Source organism: Nitrosospira sp. CT, assembly GCF_059489795.1.
Genome location: NZ_JCAHZJ010000066.1, coordinates 117,268 through 133,716, shown reverse-complemented (window position 1 = coordinate 133,716; position 16,449 = coordinate 117,268). Strand labels below are relative to the sequence as shown.

The following is a 16,449-nucleotide window of genomic DNA, read 5'->3' as shown; positions in this document are numbered from 1 at the left end:
ATGGCTCCCAGATTATACTCATGTCATGTTAAGGATTTACTTCATAAACAGGTATTTTGCCTGTTTATTACTGAGAAGCCGGAGATCGGTGGGGACAGAGTGACTTTTTGCCTTGATCTCAGTTCAGAACTTCGCGTAACACTTCTGCTACTTTCAATCAACTTCAATCGGGTCTGGCTCCATTGAAATGGTTTGTAATCGCTACATATTGCGCGATTGATAAATTTTCTGCTCGGAGGTTAGGGTCAATCTCCAGCTTCAGGTAATCGCCAGGCTTGAGATAATTGCGTAGTGTATTGCGCAGGGTTTTGCGGCGGTGCGAGAAGGCGGCGGAAACAATTTCGGCAAATAATTTTTCCTGGCTCGCCTCGACCAGCGGTTTCTTGAGTGGAATCATGCGAATCACCGCCGATTCGACTTTTGGCGGCGGGCGGAAGCATTCGGCCGAGACGATGAAAAGCTGTTCCATTTCGAAGCGGTATTGCAGCATGACTGAAAGCCGTCCGTAATCCGAGGTGGAGGGTTTGGCTACGATGCGGGCGACCACTTCCTTCTGCAGCATGAAATGCATATCGCGGATGCTGTCTGCAAATTGACTCAGGTGGAAAAGGAGCGGAGTGGAAATGTTGTAGGGCAGGTTGCCCGCTACCCGCAGACTTTCACCGAGGCTGGAGAAGTCGAATTTGAGCGCATCCCCTTCATGTATTGTCAGCTTTTTCGCGGAAAATTCATCACCTAGCCGCTTCACGATATCCCGGTCGATCTCCACCACGTGCAGATGTTCAAGTGACTGGAGCAGGGGTCGTGTCAATGCTCCCAGTCCTGGACCGATCTCTACCATTACATCCTCCCGACGGGGATGGAGGGCGCGAATAATGTCGGCTACGGTTTGGGAATCAACCAGGAAATTCTGACCGAAGCGCTTGCGGGGGGTGTGCTGCATGGTTTATGAGAGTTTGCAGGTTCGTTTACCCTTTGACAAGCTCAGGCGAACGAAGATGCAGGGTTGAGAGCTATGGCTGATGCGCAACCAGCGATGCCGCCATTTCGATAGCCGCCACCAGGCTGCCCGGGTCAGCTTTCCCTGTTCCCGCCAATTCAAGTGCAGTGCCATGATCCACGGAGGTGCGGATGATAGGCAAGCCCAGTGTGACGTTGACGGCGGTTCCAAAGCTCGCATGCTTGAGCACCGGCAGCCCCTGGTCGTGGTACATGGCGAATATGCAGTCGTAATCCTTCAGCTTCGATGGATTGAAAAGTGTATCGGCAGGCAGTGGGCCGATCAGACTCATCCCCTCGGCGCGCAGCTTGTCGAGCAAAGGGATGATGATATCGATTTCTTCCCTGCCCAGATGACCTGATTCCCCTGCATGAGGATTCAAGCCCGCTACGGCAATGCGTGGCTTTGGAATACCGAAGCGATTGACCAGATCATGCTCGATGATGCGCAGCTTTTGCTCCAAAGCATCGCTCGTAATGGCACTCGCGACGTCTCTCAGGGGCAGGTGGGTGGTGGCAAGCGCCACCCGCATCCCGCCGCCGGTGAGCATCATGACGGGACGGCCGTTTGTCAGTTGCGCGAGATATTCAGTGTGGCCAGTAAAAGAAATGCCGGCATCGTTAATGATGCCTTTATGCACCGGCGCCGTTACCATTGCATCAAACTCGCCATGGACGCATCCGGCAACAGCCCGTTCGAGCGTCTTCAGCACATAAGGCGCATTAGTCGCATCGAGTTTACCGGGAGTGGCAATCTCGGCCAGGGGAATGTGCAGCACGTGCAGATTCCCTTTTTCCGGCTTTAATTCCCTACGGGAAGAGTAGTCCGTTATTGTCAATGGAAGCTGCCGCAAGCGTGCGCGCTCCTGCAGCAATTCCCTATCGGCAATGACAACGAGCGTGAAAGGTAAGCCCAGTTGGGCGATCTGTACACACAGGTCGGGACCGATTCCGGCGGGTTCCCCCGCGGTGAGAGCGAGCTTGGGATTATTCAATGGTTTGGCTGCCTCGGTCCACGGCGCTTTTTCAAGACTTCCAGCTAGCCTTCTTCCAGCCGGTACTCGACATATGCCCGGTCCCGCAGGCGCTGCAACCATTCCTGAAATGCCGTCTCCGCTTTGCGGGCCCGGATCGCCTGGCGTGCGGACTGGCGCTTGCGCTCCTGACTTACATCCTGGGTGCGGCGCTCGATGACCTGAATGAGGTGCCAACCAAAAGGAGATTGGACAGGCCCGCTGATTTCTCCCGGTTTAAGAGCGCTCATGGCCTGTTCAAATTCCGGAACCGTATCGCCCGGCGAGACCCAGCCGAGATCCCCTCCGGTGGGGGCGCTGGCATCTTCCGAATGAAGCTTCGCCAGTTCCTCAAACTTGCCGCCATGATCCAGGCGTTCTTTCAATTCCGTTACACGCCTGTGGGCGTCGGCCTCCGAAGTGAGCTCGCTGATTTTTATAAGAATGTGACGCGCATGCGTCTGGTCTATCACGGTGGTTACTGTATCCTGGTTGCGGCGGTCGACCAGCTTGAGGATATGAAATCCATTCGGGCTTGGAATTATTCCGGTAATTTCTCCCGGTTTCATTGGAGTCAGTATTTCGGCAAACTTTTTTGTGAGTTGGGCGGCGGGGCGCCAGTTAAGCAGGCCACCTTCCATCGCATCCGGCGCATCCGAGAACTCGGCGGCTACTTGGGCAAACTCGGCTCCTGCCTTCAATTTTGCCAGGACACTTTCTGCCCGCTGCCGTGCCGCATCGCGTTTCAAAGGGTCGGCTCCTTCGGGCACCTGCACCAGAATATGGGCAATGCGATACTCATCGCTCTGACTGGGCGAATCTTCCTGTGTTTCCAGAAAATGATCGACTTCCCCTTCAGTCACGCTCACGCGATTGCTTACCTCACGCTCCTTCAGCCTGACCAGGATGATTTCCTCGCGAATCTCGTCACGGAATTTGCTGAAACTGACCCCGTCTTCCGCCAGCGCCCTGTCGAACTCATGCAGGGACATCTTGTTTTCCTGCGCGATACGGCGCAAAGTCTGGTCGAGTTCCGCGTCGCTTACGGTCAGTCCGGTTTCGTTCGCAAGTTGCAGTTGCACGCGGTTCAGAATTATTCGCTCCAGAAGCTGCTTTTCCAGTACAGCAGGCGGGGGAGGCTGTACGCCTTGCTTTTGCAATTGTTTCAGCATGGCGCTGAGCATTTCGTCCAGTTCATGGCGGGTAACCACGTTCTCATTCACAACCGCAACGATATGATCGATGGTTTCCACCCCGGAATGCGCCGGTTGCGGGGCAATGGCCATTCCGGCAAACAGGGTTAAAAGGGGAAAGGAAATGGGAGAACGCGACGACAATTTCGTGCCCATGTGAATAAGCTTCTGGAATAGGGGAGAGATGGTGTGATCGTGGCGTGCGAACAGTGATAGATGTGAGGTCTATGGCCCTTCTATCAAGCTGCTTCCCTGGCTACCCGTCCTGATATACCCGGGAATGCTGCGTTGCAATACGGTCAACGGGTTCGATCCGATTTGCATCAGGCCGTTCAACTCAAGTTGCAAAAAAGCCGCTGTAGTCGATTTCTGCGTAGCAAGGGTCAAATGCTGAAGCACAAATCGCAACGACCAGCAGCACGCATTATACTCAACTCCTGCCAGCCCTTCCAGAATTCTGTGGTCTAGTAGCGAGTAATTCAGGCGGGCCACCGTTTGCCATCTTTCCGACCATCGCCATTGGCTGGAAGCATCCACCTGATGCAGCACATCGCGGGTAAAACGATAACCGAAATTCAACACGCGACCCGGTTCGGGACGATAGCTTACACCCGAGCGGACCACATCGGCTAGGAGGCGCGTCTGGTCAAATTGGAGGCTGGTGTCGGTACTGATGGTCGGTGTGAGAAAACCCGACACTGCGGCAATAAAATCAGGTCGGCGATCGACGGTTTGCGGGGTGTCCAGCGAGATGCGACGGTCGATAAAGCTTAATTGATGCCCAACAGCCACACGCAAACGCTCCCTCCCGGTACTGGACTCCAGCAGGCGGGTCGTCAGCGCAAAAGTCACCTGGTTGGCATCATTGATACGGTCGCTCCCGCTGAAACGGTTTTCCGACAGCATCTGCGCAAAGCTGAAGTCAGTCTTGGCGGAATCGAAATTCGGCAACTGATCTTGCGCGCGGAACGGGACGTAAACATAGAATATGCGCGGCTCGAGCGTCTGTGTAAAGCTTTCCCCGCCTAGGGACGTTTTGCGATCGAAGGCAATGCCGCTGTCGAGGCTGAATATCGGCAAGGTGCGGGTGGGGGTTTCATCCGGCGAGCCGGCATCCTCCCCGAGGCTGTAACGGGTGTAGTGCATCCCCACCTTTGGCGTGATGAAACCGAAAGAATTGCGAAGAGGGTAGCTCATGCTTGGAAAGAGCACGATCCTGCGGCCGCTGACCAGGGTGGGGTGGGAGAAGTTGGTCCAGCTCCCCAAAAGATTGACATCGACTCCTGTTCCCAGGACGTCCGGCTTATTCGCGTTCAACCCCACCTGCGGCAGGCGCTTGTAAGGCACGACAATTGCGGCCAGGGGATCCTGAATCGTCTGGAAGCTCTGGACAAGCGAGGTTACGTTAAATGTGCCGTCATCTCCCAGCCCGCGATTGTAAGACAGCAGTCCCTGTTGCAGCAGGTTGGTGCGGGATGTGAGATTCAGGTTGTTGCCAAAGTGGCGGAAATAGGCATCATCCGACACCCTGTTGTAATCCAGACGAGCGGAAAAGCCGGCTCCCAGATAATGATTGTGCCAGAACGAAGTGCGCCATCGCGTTGTTTCCGTATCCAGGTCACGAGGCACGATGTCGGCGAGCAGGTTGCTGCTCGAGTTTCTGCCCAGAAAGCGAAATTCGTTGTTGATCGCCAAGCCACGCTTCGACATCATGCGTGCGGAAAACGTGGCATCATAGTTGGGCGCGATGTTCCAGTAGAAGGGCAAGGCCAGTTCAAGACCCGTCCTGCCGCTGGTGCTGTAAGTAGGCGCCAGTAATCCTGATTTGCGCTCGCCACTGTATGAGAAATTCATCCAGGGGGTATACATTATCGGCACATCCTTGAAGGTAAGCTTCACATTTTTGGCGGTGCCCACTTTCTTGTCATTGTCGAGCTTCAGATCGGCCACCTGGAGAACCCAACTGTCATCTCCCGCCGGGCAGGTGGTGTAGTTGGCCTTCTGCAGGCGGTACTGATTCTCGCCTTCAAACAGGAGCATGCCCGCATAACCGCGGCTGCTCGCATCCTTCAAACGATAGTTGGGCTCGCTTAACTGGCCGGTTTTGCTCAGCAGATTGAACTTGAGATTGGATCCTTCCAGTATGTCACCTTCCTTTTCCACGCGAACGTTGCCCTGGGCTTCGGCATCGTTGGTGCTCTGGTTGTATTTCATCCGCTCAGCAGAAATAAACTGATCTCCGGTAGACAGTTCCGCCTTGCCTATCGCTTCGATTTCCTGCTCCACGTGACCTTGCAAGCGGTCTGCAACGACGAACACGGGGGGCTGTTTGTCCGTTTCCGCCTCAACTTCCGCCAGTTTTTGCTCAACCCCCTCGGGCTCAGCCTCGCCGGCAAGACGCAGCCTTGCTTCGCCCGCTTCTTCCCTGTGCCCTCCAATGCGCTCGCCTTCTGCAAACCCCGGTCTGCCCTCGTCTGCTTCTGCCGCCGCCGCTGCCCTCGCGGACTTCTCCCCGCGCTTTTCCGCAGATAAACTGCGCGGTGCAGCCCGCGTCGTAGTGCGCAGCCTGGGTTCTCCTTCTTCTGCGACGGGTTCGGGAAGGCGTTCCATACCGCTCGGTAAAACCATGCTTTCCGTCTTCTCCGATTCTTGGGCTGAGGTGCTTGTTCGGGAGTCGGTTTTTATTGCGGGGGATAGTGTATAGTTCTGCTGAGGCCCGGACGGCACATCCTTAGCGGTGGGGCTCGCTTTTTGATTGGGTTTTTTTATCTGATCAGTTGAAATGGTCGAGCGACTGCGCAATTCACTCTCGTTTCTGGCGCCAGACTCGTATTCATGATGACCCCGGATGCGTTCCGTATCGATAACCACCGGTTTATCGTCACCCTCACCAGGAGGGGCTGCGCGTTCCTGCTCTGGTCTGGAAGAAAGAGGCGGCTCGGCGCGCACATTCCAGGCAAGGCAAAACAACAAAAAAGACCAGCAGACGGAACGGATAAAACGCAATTTCATGTGAAGTTCTTCAACCTGAAAACGATATCATCCGGAAATGGATGAATGCCTATTTTCAAGCTCATAAGTCTCGCGTCACCGTATGGAAGCGCTGTATGGAAGCCACCTATGGAAGCATGTGCGCGGAATAGTGGGACGCCGCGCGTGCAAATGGAAGCTGCTCCTGCATGCAGTCCGCCGCTCAACCGGCACCAGTAGTGGGCTGCAAGCAAACAAAAGCCGTAAGTGTAACAAAAAAGAGTGACAAGCCAGCAGGGATGAGGTCGAACGCACAATCGAAGCACGCTGACAGGATGAAACGGGCCAATTCCGGGCGGGCGTATCGGGCGGACATATTTTAGCCGCAAGCAGGCGGCCGCGTAATTCATTTTATATATATCAGGAGCAAGCTTTGCATATTCATATTCTTGGCATCTGCGGCACATTCATGGGAGGCATTGCGGCAATTGCACAGGAAGCAGGTCACAGGGTTACCGGTTGCGATGCTGGAGTCTATCCTCCAATGAGCACGCAATTGAAATCGCGGGGTATCGAGTTGATCGAAGGGTTTTCTCCGGAGCAAATCACGCTGAATCCTGACCTGTTCGTGATAGGGAACGTAGTGAGCCGCGGCAATCCCCTCATGGAAGAGATTCTTGACCGCAACCTGCCCTATATTTCCGGTCCTCAATGGCTTTCGGAAAATGTCCTGCGGGGCAAATGGGTGCTTGCGGTGGCAGGAACGCATGGCAAAACCACAACCAGTTCCATGCTGGCGTGGATTCTCGAATATGCGGGGATGGAACCGGGATTCCTCATTGGCGGCATACCGCAGAATTTCGGAATCTCGGCGAGATTGGGTGGTTCAGGTTTTTTCGTCATTGAAGCCGACGAATATGACACGGCTTTTTTTGACAAGCGTTCCAAGTTTGTCCATTTTCACCCCAGAACAGCCATTCTCAATAACCTGGAATACGATCATGCAGATATTTTCAGGAACCTGGAGGAGATCGAGCAGCAATTCCATCATCTCGTGCGCATTGTTCCCGGCAAAGGTCTTATCGTCAGCAATGGCCAGGAAGAGAATCTGGAGCGGGTTCTGGGGAAGGGATGCTGGACGCCCGTCGAAAGGATAGGCGTTCCTAACGGGTGGGAGGCAAGCATCCTCACGGACGATGCGGTTGCCGTATCCTTTTTGGGTGAATCCCAGGGAACACTGCTGTGGGAATTGCTGGGAAAGCACAACCGGATGAATGCGCTCGCCGCACTGGCCGCCGCTCGTCACGCCGGTGTACCGGTAAAGACAGGCATTGCTGCGCTGGCGGAATTCAGGAATGTCAAGCGCCGCATGGAAGTAAGGGGTGTAACAAGGGACATCACGGTTTATGACGATTTTGCCCACCACCCGACAGCGATTCGTACAACGATCGATGGGCTGCGCAGCAGGGTGAAGGAGGCACGCATCATTGCCGTGCTTGAGCCACGCTCGAATACCATGAAAATGGGCGTATGGAAAGAGAGTCTGGCAGACAGCCTGACAAGGGCGGACGTGGTGTTCTGCTACGCTGCCAACCTGGGCTGGGACCTGTCGCAAGCGCTGCTTCCGCTGGGCGAAAAAGCGGTTGCCTTTGAAGAGCTGGACCAATTGATTGCTGCGATTACGGCATACGCCCGACCAGGCGACCATATACTCGTCATGAGCAACGCCGGTTTCGGCGGTATTCACGAAAAACTGCTCAAAAGGATGGCCGCAGTCGCAGCAGACGAAGTTGCCAGCGGGTAAGGGTTAAGCCGCCGCCAGTCACGCAGACAGATATGGCGGGACAGGAGCCGGGTTGGCAATCAATGCGGTGATTTTGCCTTGCTGCAACTCGCGCTGATCCAGCGTCCCCTGGTATCGGCGTGCTCATTGACGGGAGTATTTTGCACTGTGCCCGTGAACACGGTCCATCCCGAAAAACTCTCCGATGTCGTAAACGAACCCTCAGCCCGCCCTTTGCCCTGCAATTGAGGATTGGTGCAGACGAGATCCATCTTGTAGTCATTCTCGGTGCGGATAGCATTTTTGATGCTGCATCCCGCTTCGTGAACATGCAGATAGGAAGGAATCTCCTGCTCCGCCATTTCCTGGGTGATGCAGATTCTGGATGTGGCCGCTCCATTCTCGATCCGGGGTAAATCCAGTCCATATTGCTTCGCCAGATTCGTCAGCTGCTGCATTTGCTTGGGCGGAATCTGTGGCACCAGGGCCAATAGCATCGACGTCGTTGTTATTTCCCATAAGCCGGGCCGTATGGGGGTTTCTGCCGCATTGCCCACCGAAACCATGAATAACAGTAGTGATGGAAGGATTTTTCGCATCGAATCTTTCTAACCCGCTTCTCCAGATATTCATGTTGATTATACCAGCCGCCTGCAAAGGAGTTGACTCGCAGAAAGCGGGGCATTTATGTACTAGACTGAGGTCGTAGAGGCATGCCTCCACTGTGGTTTCCTCATCCGCGAACGCTGAAGTGAGGAATTCTGGCGACCGGCACCATCAAGGTGCCGTCATACCCGCGAAAGTGGGTATCCAGATTTTTTCAAAGCAATATCTGAAACCCATCCTTCAGCCGCTGTAGTAAGGAGGGTATGAAGAAAACATATGTTCTGGCGCGGATCATTCTGTTGCTGGTCGGTGCGATATTGCTAGGCCCTGCAATGTCAAACGATGGCGGATTGCGCCTCACTTCTGCACAGTCATCCGGCGCGTCTGCGATGAAAGTGTTGCCGAGGGCCGATACCTCCGGATTTTATGCCGCGGCATCCGGGCTTACTGCTTCGGAGCGAGCCGGTCGCGAGATCTGGTACAAGGCGACTGCCGGCAACAGCCGCTTTTATACCTATGTGTTTCCCCAGCGCCTCAATGTACAGGTCGACTGGTATCGCGTCCTCAACGCGCATGAGCATGAAGATCGCTTTGCAGCGTGGGGTCTCATCAACGATCCTGACTGCTGCATGCCGGGTACCGCGGGTTGTCCCGCGAGGACGTGGGAAGAAACCTACGGGTTCGAATGGTGCCCTGGGGATGAGGAACTGCTCAAGCACGTAGGGCATGCTGGTTATCGCGATCCAGCCTGCGACCATCCGGACACGCTTCCCATAAGGACCGATCCGCATCACGGGAGCAAGGACCAGCGTCAGTCTGCATGTGATCTCGCTTTTGGCACCTCAACCGGTGCTATCGGTTTCAGAAAATTTCCCAATCCCCGTTTTGACAGATCTCGATGGATCGCGTTGAACGGGAGTCTCGCAGGTTGGGATGGATATCGCATGCCGCTCCCAAAACAACCGGGAATGGGCAGCAGCGAATTCAGCCGTCTTGCCGATGGCTCGATCGAGCCACCGTTTCTGATCGGCATCACCTGCGCGTCCTGCCATGTCGCTTTCGACCCATTGAAGCCTCCCAAAAATCCGGCTGATCCAAAGTGGGAAAACATCCGCGGCACCATCGGGAACCAGTATTTGCGAATTTCGGAAATACTCACCTCCGGAATGTCGGGAGCGACGCTTGAGGCGTAGTTGTTCGGGCAGGCGCGACCAGGCACGTCTGATACGTCAGGGATCTCTACTGATCAGGTGCACAATCCCGGGAGCACGAACGCCATTACTCATACCCAGGTACGGCCGACGTTCGATAATGAACAGGTCATGCGGTGGCGCAAGGTTGCGTCGTGCAAGGTTGCCGACCCCCGCTGCTGGTGCGAACCCGGCCGCAATGGCAAGTGCTGGCTACGGGAGAAGTCTGTTGCGACAGTTCATCACCTTCTGAAGGGTGGTGAAGACTCGACCGGCACGCTTGAGGCGATTCAGCGTGTCTATATCAATATCGGAAGCTGTTCAGAGCAATGCTGGATGAACCATCTGACTGACCTTCGCCAACTCGATCCGCATCAACGCAATTTTGGCCAGACACCCTTCGACATTGGTCAGTGCCGCCGGGATTGCGCCAGTTTTCGCGCCATTGAAGATCGGCTGGAGAACATACACGACTTTCTTTTGTCGAGGGAAGGCGAAGCCACGGACCTCGCCCGCGCTCGCGAGCTTGCGCTGCGTGATTCAAACCCGAATGCCGTTTATACCAAGGCGGATCTAGAAGCTGATCTGAACAAAGAGTTTGGGGAAAATGCAGTGAGACGTGGCCGTGAAGTCTTTGCGGATAAGTGCGCACGCTGTCATTCGTCTATTCCGGAGCTCGTGGGCGGAGCGTTCCGCAGCCGGGACTTTCGGGCAGTCGATGCGACCGGGATGCGCGCAGACTGGCTGGGCTCGGATGAATCTATCTTCGCCTCTGAAGCAGGCACGCACCGTTGCCGTTCCCTGCATTCGAATCATATGATGGGACACATCTGGGAAGAATACGGCTCTGAAACACTTCGCGCGCGGCCTCCAGATCCGAACATTCGCGAACCGCATGATGGTGGCCGAGGCTACTATCGCAATATTTCGCTGTTGTCAGTATGGGCCCATGCCCCGTTTTTGCACAACAATTCCGTTGGTCCGGAGCTTTGCGGGAAGCCGGTAAACCAGATGAACAATTTCTACCGGTCGCCGTATGTGGATGCAGATGGGCAGGAAATCCCGGTAGATAAAGCACAAGGCTGCTGGTCATATGATCCGAGTATCGAGGGGCGTTTCAAGCTGTATGTAGCCTCGATGCGGGATTTGCTCAATCCCGGCAGGCGCACACCAAAGATTCCCCGCATCGCTAACGACATACAAGTCACGCTCGGTCCCAAGGTTTGGGATGGTAAGCGTGAGGGTGAATTGCTCGGCTTTAACCTGGTGCTGCCGGCGGGTTTCAACGTCGGCAGGGTCACAAGCTTCCAGCACAAGGCATTCGTGAACGACATGCTTCTTGCCAGGCGCAAACCCGCCATGGCGGAGGAGAAGCTCGTCAGGCAGTTTGGCCGCGGTGAGGGCAGGAAAATTGCCGGAGATCTGCGCTCTGCCGCCAGAGTGCTGGCGAAGGAATCAGGACGCATGGCTGAAGTTCTCCGCAACTTTCCTCGCCTCATGACAAGCTACAGTTTCTGTACAGCAGAGATCGATAACGAGGGGCATCCTTTTGGAGAGGACCTGTCCGATGGCGACAAGGATGCACTTATCGCCTTTCTCGCTACACTTTAGCAATGAAAGCAGGGATAGGGATAAGGATAGGGATAAGGGCGGCGAAAACGGTCATTGTCTGTGCAGGCGTTACACTTGGCGCCTGCGGTAGCTTGCATGGCTCGTCACCTTCCGCCATCAGGTTTGCCAGCTATGGCGGCTATTATGCGAGTAAGCCCGATTTTGCGCGGGTTGAGCATGAGTTTTCCCTCACTTCTGTCCATCTGGCCGAACTCACGCCTGAGATGCTGGCTGCATACGATCAGGAGCAGGTAGATCAGATCTATGCGCGCCTGCCTGCCGGTGTGATCCCTGATGGATTGTTCGATGCGCAGCCGTTTTCCCCGAATGGTATTCCTGATGATCGAATCACCACCGAAACCAGAATCATCAGTGAATTGCCGGGGTTTGCGAATGCCAGCACAAACAGGTTCAAGCTTCTTTGCAGGTACTTGTGGGGCAGGAAGGTGTTTCAGGGCGACGTCCGCCTGGCGTTCACTCGCGTTGATGACCTGACGCCCCTCGACCACTTGCTTGGCTCCCATCCGGCAGCCATTCCCACTATCACTATAGAGGGCCGGGAACAGTGGCTGATGTTCCCCGCACGCCTCTACTGCGGGCAGAGCCTGCTTGATTCGCGCCGGGAGTCGATCATCGTCGATTACTCCTTCAGCGACGATATTCCAGGGTATCCGGAACTGCTTGATCAACTGGTTGGCCGCCATGGCCTCCAGGTGCGCGACGAAATCCGTATGATCCGGCCGGGGTTCTATCTCGGGCGCGCCTATCTCGGCAAAACCTTTTTTCTGAATTTTACCCTCTACGACAGGAATCTCGATCAGCGCCATAGTCTGGGGTTTTCTGGAGGGGAGTCAACACGACAGGATTGCTGGCCAGGGGAGCAGGTCCGTCCAATTGGTTTCAGGTCGGAAAACTGAGCATGTGTCGTACTGTATTGCTCGGGACGATTATCGGAGCCTGTATCTCCCTGATCTACGCTCCGTCTGCTGGCGCCAGCGGCAACTGCGTAACGGAGTGCCAGGGCCCGAGCTGGGCCGTTGATCCGGCTGTGTCCGGCCCGGCACTTCCCCCATCCGGCCGGTCGCTGTTCGACTTCATTGCAGCCGATGGTATTCCGTTCCCGTTTGCAGCCCTGGTTCAGAAGATCGAGAGGCAGCTTGGGTGTCGGGAAGGAGCGTGCATTACCCCGGTGCTGGTTCCGTTTGGCCGATCTCTGCAGCGCACTGCCGCCGCACCCGATTTTTTCGCCTATCCCCGTGCAATTGTCGCGGTGACAGGGGAGGGCAAAGGTCCATTGTTCGCAAAAGACCGCCTCTATCTTGCTTACCAGGAAAAGACGAATGTGATCGAAGTGATCAGCTACAACGAGGCCGCCGCACGCTTTGAATTTCAGGCAGTGAGGGATTATAGGGAAGGCGGCACACCGCGGCTGGTTTATGCAAACAGGAATATTTGCATGGCTTGCCACCAGAATCACGCGCCGATTTTTTCGCGGCAGTTATGGGATGAAACCAATGCGAATCGACGGGTAGCGGAGAAGCTGTCCCAAGTAAGGGATAGCTTTTATGGAATCCCCTTGCATCGCGGCGTTGATCTCCCCGATCTTATTGACGATGCAACTGACCGGGCCAATCTTATCGGTGTAATACACCGTGTGTGGCTCGAAGCGTGCGACTCGACCTGCCGCTCACTGGCAATCACCGCTGCAATCCAGTACCGCTTGTCGGGAGGCAGGTTTTCAGACATGAGCACTTTGGAACAGGCATTCTCACGCCAGTTCGCTGGACGCTGGCCCGGCGGTCTTGCCATTCCGAATCCCGATCTTCCAGACCGGGACCCGCTTGCGCTTGCGGAGGATGTGGAAGGTGTGGAAGAAGATATGGAAGGGGTAGGGGTTGCAAAGTCGCATGTTGCCGCGGAGTTTGATCCTCTTGCGCCGCGTCCCCCCTTGGCATATGGACAGCGGGCGATCCGCTGCTAGCGCGTCGCTTCGTGACGGGACTGGCTGCTCTCATCCCCGATGAGGATCTGCACGATCTCGATGCACGGCTTGCCAGCGTTGCCGGAGCCAGGCGCCGCGTTTATGCTGCGCCTTGCGTTCTTTCCGGAGAACGATACGATTGCCGGGGAGAGTTCATCCTGCGTGGGCGCGAAAATTTTATCGACGCTTTTGCTCTCGGCAATGAGCAGCCGCTGCATTTCCTGTTCAAGGACGGGATGGCGACAAGTGATGGCTCGAGGGCACGGACTGCGAATGGAAACCTGATTGAAAACTTCGAGGTGAAGCAGCATCGGGATGGCGGCAAAGCTTTCGTTACCATCACCGAGGATTTCGCCCCGCTACGCCAGAGGATATCGCAGTTTACATGGCCGGATGCGCCTCTCAGCCGGACGCTCCTCCGCTCGGCACTTGATCTGGATGCGGTGGGCGAGGAGAGGGAACCATCTCTTCTGCCACCTGCACAGGCCGAGCTCGAAACAGGAGTGCCTGTACCTGAGCCGGGGGCTGCTTTCAAGAAAGCCTGCGGGTCTTGCCACCTTACGGCCGAGCGTTTCCCTCCAAACTTTCTTGCGGGAGATAGGAACCGGGTCAGCAGGAGCCTGGCGCAATGTGCACCAAGGATTTTCGTACGTCTCTCGATGTGGGAGATTGCTCCCGCCTTGCGTGACAAAGTGCCGATGCCCCCGCCGCTCGCATCGCGGAAGGGCAGTCCCTGGATGCAGGCAACGCCTCATCCATCCATTGCTTTGCTCCGGGCCAAGGTTGCGGAGTGGCTGCGTGCGGAGACGGGACATACGCCTGACGTGACGGAAATGATTGACGCAGGTTATGAGAACCTGCGTCCGTGCCTGGCACCCGCTACCGCTGTAGAACCTTTCGAGGCGCCGCAACAGGAAGGAGCCGGAATCAATCAGTGAACCGCTCTCCTTGCTGGCAGAGTGCGGGGAGTTATGAACGGGAATATAAGTGCCGGCTTACGCTTTCGGCTGTCGTGTTCTCCGCATCCTCGCTGATCACGTCGCATGCTTTTTCGCTGATCATGTAGACGGATGAAGCGATGAAGAAACCGGGTATTTTGGGGAAAACGGAAGCATCCACAATGCGCAGATTCCGGGTGCCATAAACGCGAAACCGGCTGTCGACGACAGCCATGGGATCAGTGGCAGCGCCCATTTTACAGCTGCACGAGGCATGGTGTCCCCACGCCTGGTTTTTTATGAAACGTCGTATATCTTCACGACTCTTGACTTCCGGACCAGGCAAAACCTCCTCCTCGATCACGTCGGAGGAAAGCCTGACGATATTGCGCACTGCTTCCACTCCGGCGACAAGCGATTCCATGTCTTCTCCAGCGTTCGTGCCTTCCGAAAAATAATGAAAGTTTATATCCGGTACATCGCGGGGATCGGCGGACCGGAGCGTGACCCGGCCGGCTGTATTAGCGGTATGACCCTTCAGGATGGCCCAGGTAAAGGCATTTTCCGTTCTGGCGATATTATCGGCATAACCGGGATAATATCCCCGGAAATCCCCGATCAGGCCGAAAATGAATAAATCGGGATTGGGGCGTTCGGGAAACGAGCGCTTCATGAGCGCAATCGTCGCACCATTGGTGGTGTAGGGCCCGACGCCCTGAAGCCACTGGCTGAACTGGGGATCGGGTGCTTCGCCGGGGGCGGGACAGCGAAGTTTCATTCCCTTGATCAGGGGGATGTTTTCCCTGAGCCGGGTAACCACTCCCAGTTCATAACGATCCTGAAGGTTTTCTCCAACCCCTGGCAAGTCTACTTTTACCTCGATGCCATGGCTCACCAGTTCTTCCCGAGGGCCGATGCCGGAGAGCTTGAGCAATTGGGGTGTATTGAATGCGCCTGCGGAAACAATCACCTCCCGTTCTGCAAGCACGGTTTCCACGATCCCTGGAGTTGCTGTCCCATGCCGCGGATCCGCACGGTACTGGTGGGCGCCGGAAATGTACTCCACCCCATAGGCCTTGTTCTGTTCATCGAGCAGGATGCGCTTTGCCAGCGCATGAGTCCTGACTTCGAGTAAATTCGGGCATTGCTCGCGAACGCGCAATATGTATTCTCGGGTTCCAGCCCGACGCCCCTGCCGGGTGGTGATCGGTATCTTGCACAAGCCTTCCGGCCTTCTGCGAATGAAACGCCAATCGTTGGGATCGCCATGGGTTTTTATCTTGAGCAAGGTCCGTTTGATCGGGTTGATAATGCCGCTCAGCGATTCCTCGAGCGCAGCTTTTGAAAGCTTTCTCAAAACCTTGTCTCTCAGCAGCATTTCCCGCTCTGCCAGATTTGTCGGAAGCCAGCCTCCGAATCCATGCCGGCTATCCGGTTCTTCAGCCCGGCTGGCATATTCGCAGCGCTCCATCCGCTTGAAATACTTGTGCATGTTTTCGCTGCGCCAGGATTCATCGGCGGTCTTTTCGGCGATATAGTCCCAATCGCTATTGTGGGGATAGATCAGCAGCATCGCATTGTGCGCAGTACATCCCCCCAGGGTGCCAGAGCGCGGGTAAAGCACACCGTTCTGTTCCGGAACGAACTTGTCATCCCGTTTCTGCTGCTCGTCATCGGCGTAGTGGCGTACAAAGAAGTCCCAGCGCAGGGCCTCGTGCTCCGAGGCACGCGCATGAAAGGCGGGAACGTAATATTCACAGGGATCGTCGTCTCCCCCCGCCTCCAGCAACAGCACGCGGAAACCTTTTAGGGCAAGGTTGCAGGCGAGTGGGCCGCCTCCTGCGCCGGAACCGATAATGATGTAATCAAATTTGTTTTCCGCAGCTGGCGGACAATCCAGGGGAGCAAAGGGCTGCGAAGAACCCTTCCAGAGAAGGGTAGAGCAACTGGCAAGAAGGGCGCTTGCGCCGGATACCAGCAGGGCGCTGAGCTTGACAAAACTGCGTCGGGAGATCAAGACGAAACCAATAGTATTTTTCTGTGGAGAGTCGCAAAAATCATTATAAAGGAAAAGTTTCCACCGGTTTGGCTGCAACTTCCCTTCGGTTTGTCCCCCGCTTTGCAATAAGAATTCGCACCGCTCCCCCGAGGGGAGCGGTGATTAT

Annotated in this window: 12 protein-coding genes; 6 read left to right on the top strand and 6 right to left on the bottom strand. The window is 55.6% G+C overall.

Annotated features, from left to right (window positions below):
- Nucleotides 1-163: 163 nt before the first annotated feature.
- The 4 genes from rsmA to lptD all read right to left on the bottom strand — a co-directional run bounded on the left by rsmA (nucleotide 164) and on the right by lptD (nucleotide 6,217).
- Nucleotides 164-943: a 16S rRNA (adenine(1518)-N(6)/adenine(1519)-N(6))-dimethyltransferase RsmA gene (gene rsmA, locus AC52W5_RS12075; RefSeq protein ID WP_495671169.1), complete on the bottom strand. Its 780-nt coding sequence runs from the start codon at nucleotides 941-943 to the stop codon at nucleotides 164-166.
- Between the two features lie 70 nt (nucleotides 944-1,013).
- The gene (pdxA, locus tag AC52W5_RS12070; protein ID WP_495671168.1) at nucleotides 1,014-1,994 is read right to left on the bottom strand and encodes a 4-hydroxythreonine-4-phosphate dehydrogenase PdxA; all 981 of its coding nucleotides are present in this window, start codon (nucleotides 1,992-1,994) and stop codon (nucleotides 1,014-1,016) included.
- Nucleotides 1,995-2,038: 44 nt separating this feature from the next.
- Nucleotides 2,039-3,361: a peptidylprolyl isomerase gene (locus AC52W5_RS12065; RefSeq protein WP_495671167.1), complete on the bottom strand. Its 1,323-nt coding sequence runs from the start codon at nucleotides 3,359-3,361 to the stop codon at nucleotides 2,039-2,041.
- A gap of 69 nt (nucleotides 3,362-3,430) precedes the next feature.
- Nucleotides 3,431-6,217: an LPS assembly protein LptD gene (gene lptD, locus AC52W5_RS12060; protein ID WP_495671166.1), complete on the bottom strand. Its 2,787-nt coding sequence runs from the start codon at nucleotides 6,215-6,217 to the stop codon at nucleotides 3,431-3,433.
- 391 nt (nucleotides 6,218-6,608) lie between these two features.
- Between lptD and mpl the strand changes: the two genes are divergently transcribed.
- Nucleotides 6,609-7,979, top strand: a complete 1,371-nt coding sequence (mpl, locus tag AC52W5_RS12055) for a UDP-N-acetylmuramate:L-alanyl-gamma-D-glutamyl-meso-diaminopimelate ligase (protein WP_495671165.1) — start codon at nucleotides 6,609-6,611, stop codon at nucleotides 7,977-7,979.
- A gap of 59 nt (nucleotides 7,980-8,038) precedes the next feature.
- On the opposite strand, the gene AC52W5_RS12050 is transcribed toward mpl, so the two are convergent.
- A complete protein-coding gene (locus AC52W5_RS12050; protein WP_495671164.1) occupies nucleotides 8,039-8,557 on the bottom strand; it encodes a DUF3617 domain-containing protein in 519 nt (172 codons plus the stop codon).
- Nucleotides 8,558-8,827: 270 nt separating this feature from the next.
- Between AC52W5_RS12050 and AC52W5_RS12045 the strand changes: the two genes are divergently transcribed.
- The 5 genes from AC52W5_RS12045 to AC52W5_RS12025 are packed head-to-tail and all read left to right on the top strand — an operon-like array spanning nucleotide 8,828 to nucleotide 14,284.
- A complete protein-coding gene (locus AC52W5_RS12045; RefSeq protein ID WP_495671163.1) occupies nucleotides 8,828-9,757 on the top strand; it encodes a hypothetical protein in 930 nt (309 codons plus the stop codon).
- Between the two features lie 57 nt (nucleotides 9,758-9,814).
- Nucleotides 9,815-11,365: a hypothetical protein gene (locus tag AC52W5_RS12040; protein WP_495671162.1), complete on the top strand. Its 1,551-nt coding sequence runs from the start codon at nucleotides 9,815-9,817 to the stop codon at nucleotides 11,363-11,365.
- Nucleotides 11,366-11,367: 2 nt separating this feature from the next.
- Entirely contained in the window at nucleotides 11,368-12,282 is a 915-nt protein-coding gene (locus tag AC52W5_RS12035; protein ID WP_495671161.1) for a hypothetical protein, read from the top strand.
- Nucleotides 12,283-12,284: 2 nt separating this feature from the next.
- Nucleotides 12,285-13,346: a hypothetical protein gene (locus tag AC52W5_RS12030; RefSeq protein WP_495671160.1), complete on the top strand. Its 1,062-nt coding sequence runs from the start codon at nucleotides 12,285-12,287 to the stop codon at nucleotides 13,344-13,346.
- An 11-nt stretch (nucleotides 13,347-13,357) separates the two neighbouring features.
- Nucleotides 13,358-14,284, top strand: coding sequence for a hypothetical protein (locus AC52W5_RS12025; protein ID WP_495671159.1), 927 nt, complete (start codon nucleotides 13,358-13,360; stop codon nucleotides 14,282-14,284).
- Nucleotides 14,285-14,315: 31 nt separating this feature from the next.
- On the opposite strand, the gene AC52W5_RS12020 is transcribed toward AC52W5_RS12025, so the two are convergent.
- Entirely contained in the window at nucleotides 14,316-16,301 is a 1,986-nt protein-coding gene (locus AC52W5_RS12020; RefSeq protein ID WP_495671158.1) for a GMC family oxidoreductase, read from the bottom strand.
- Nucleotides 16,302-16,449: the final 148 nt, after the last annotated feature.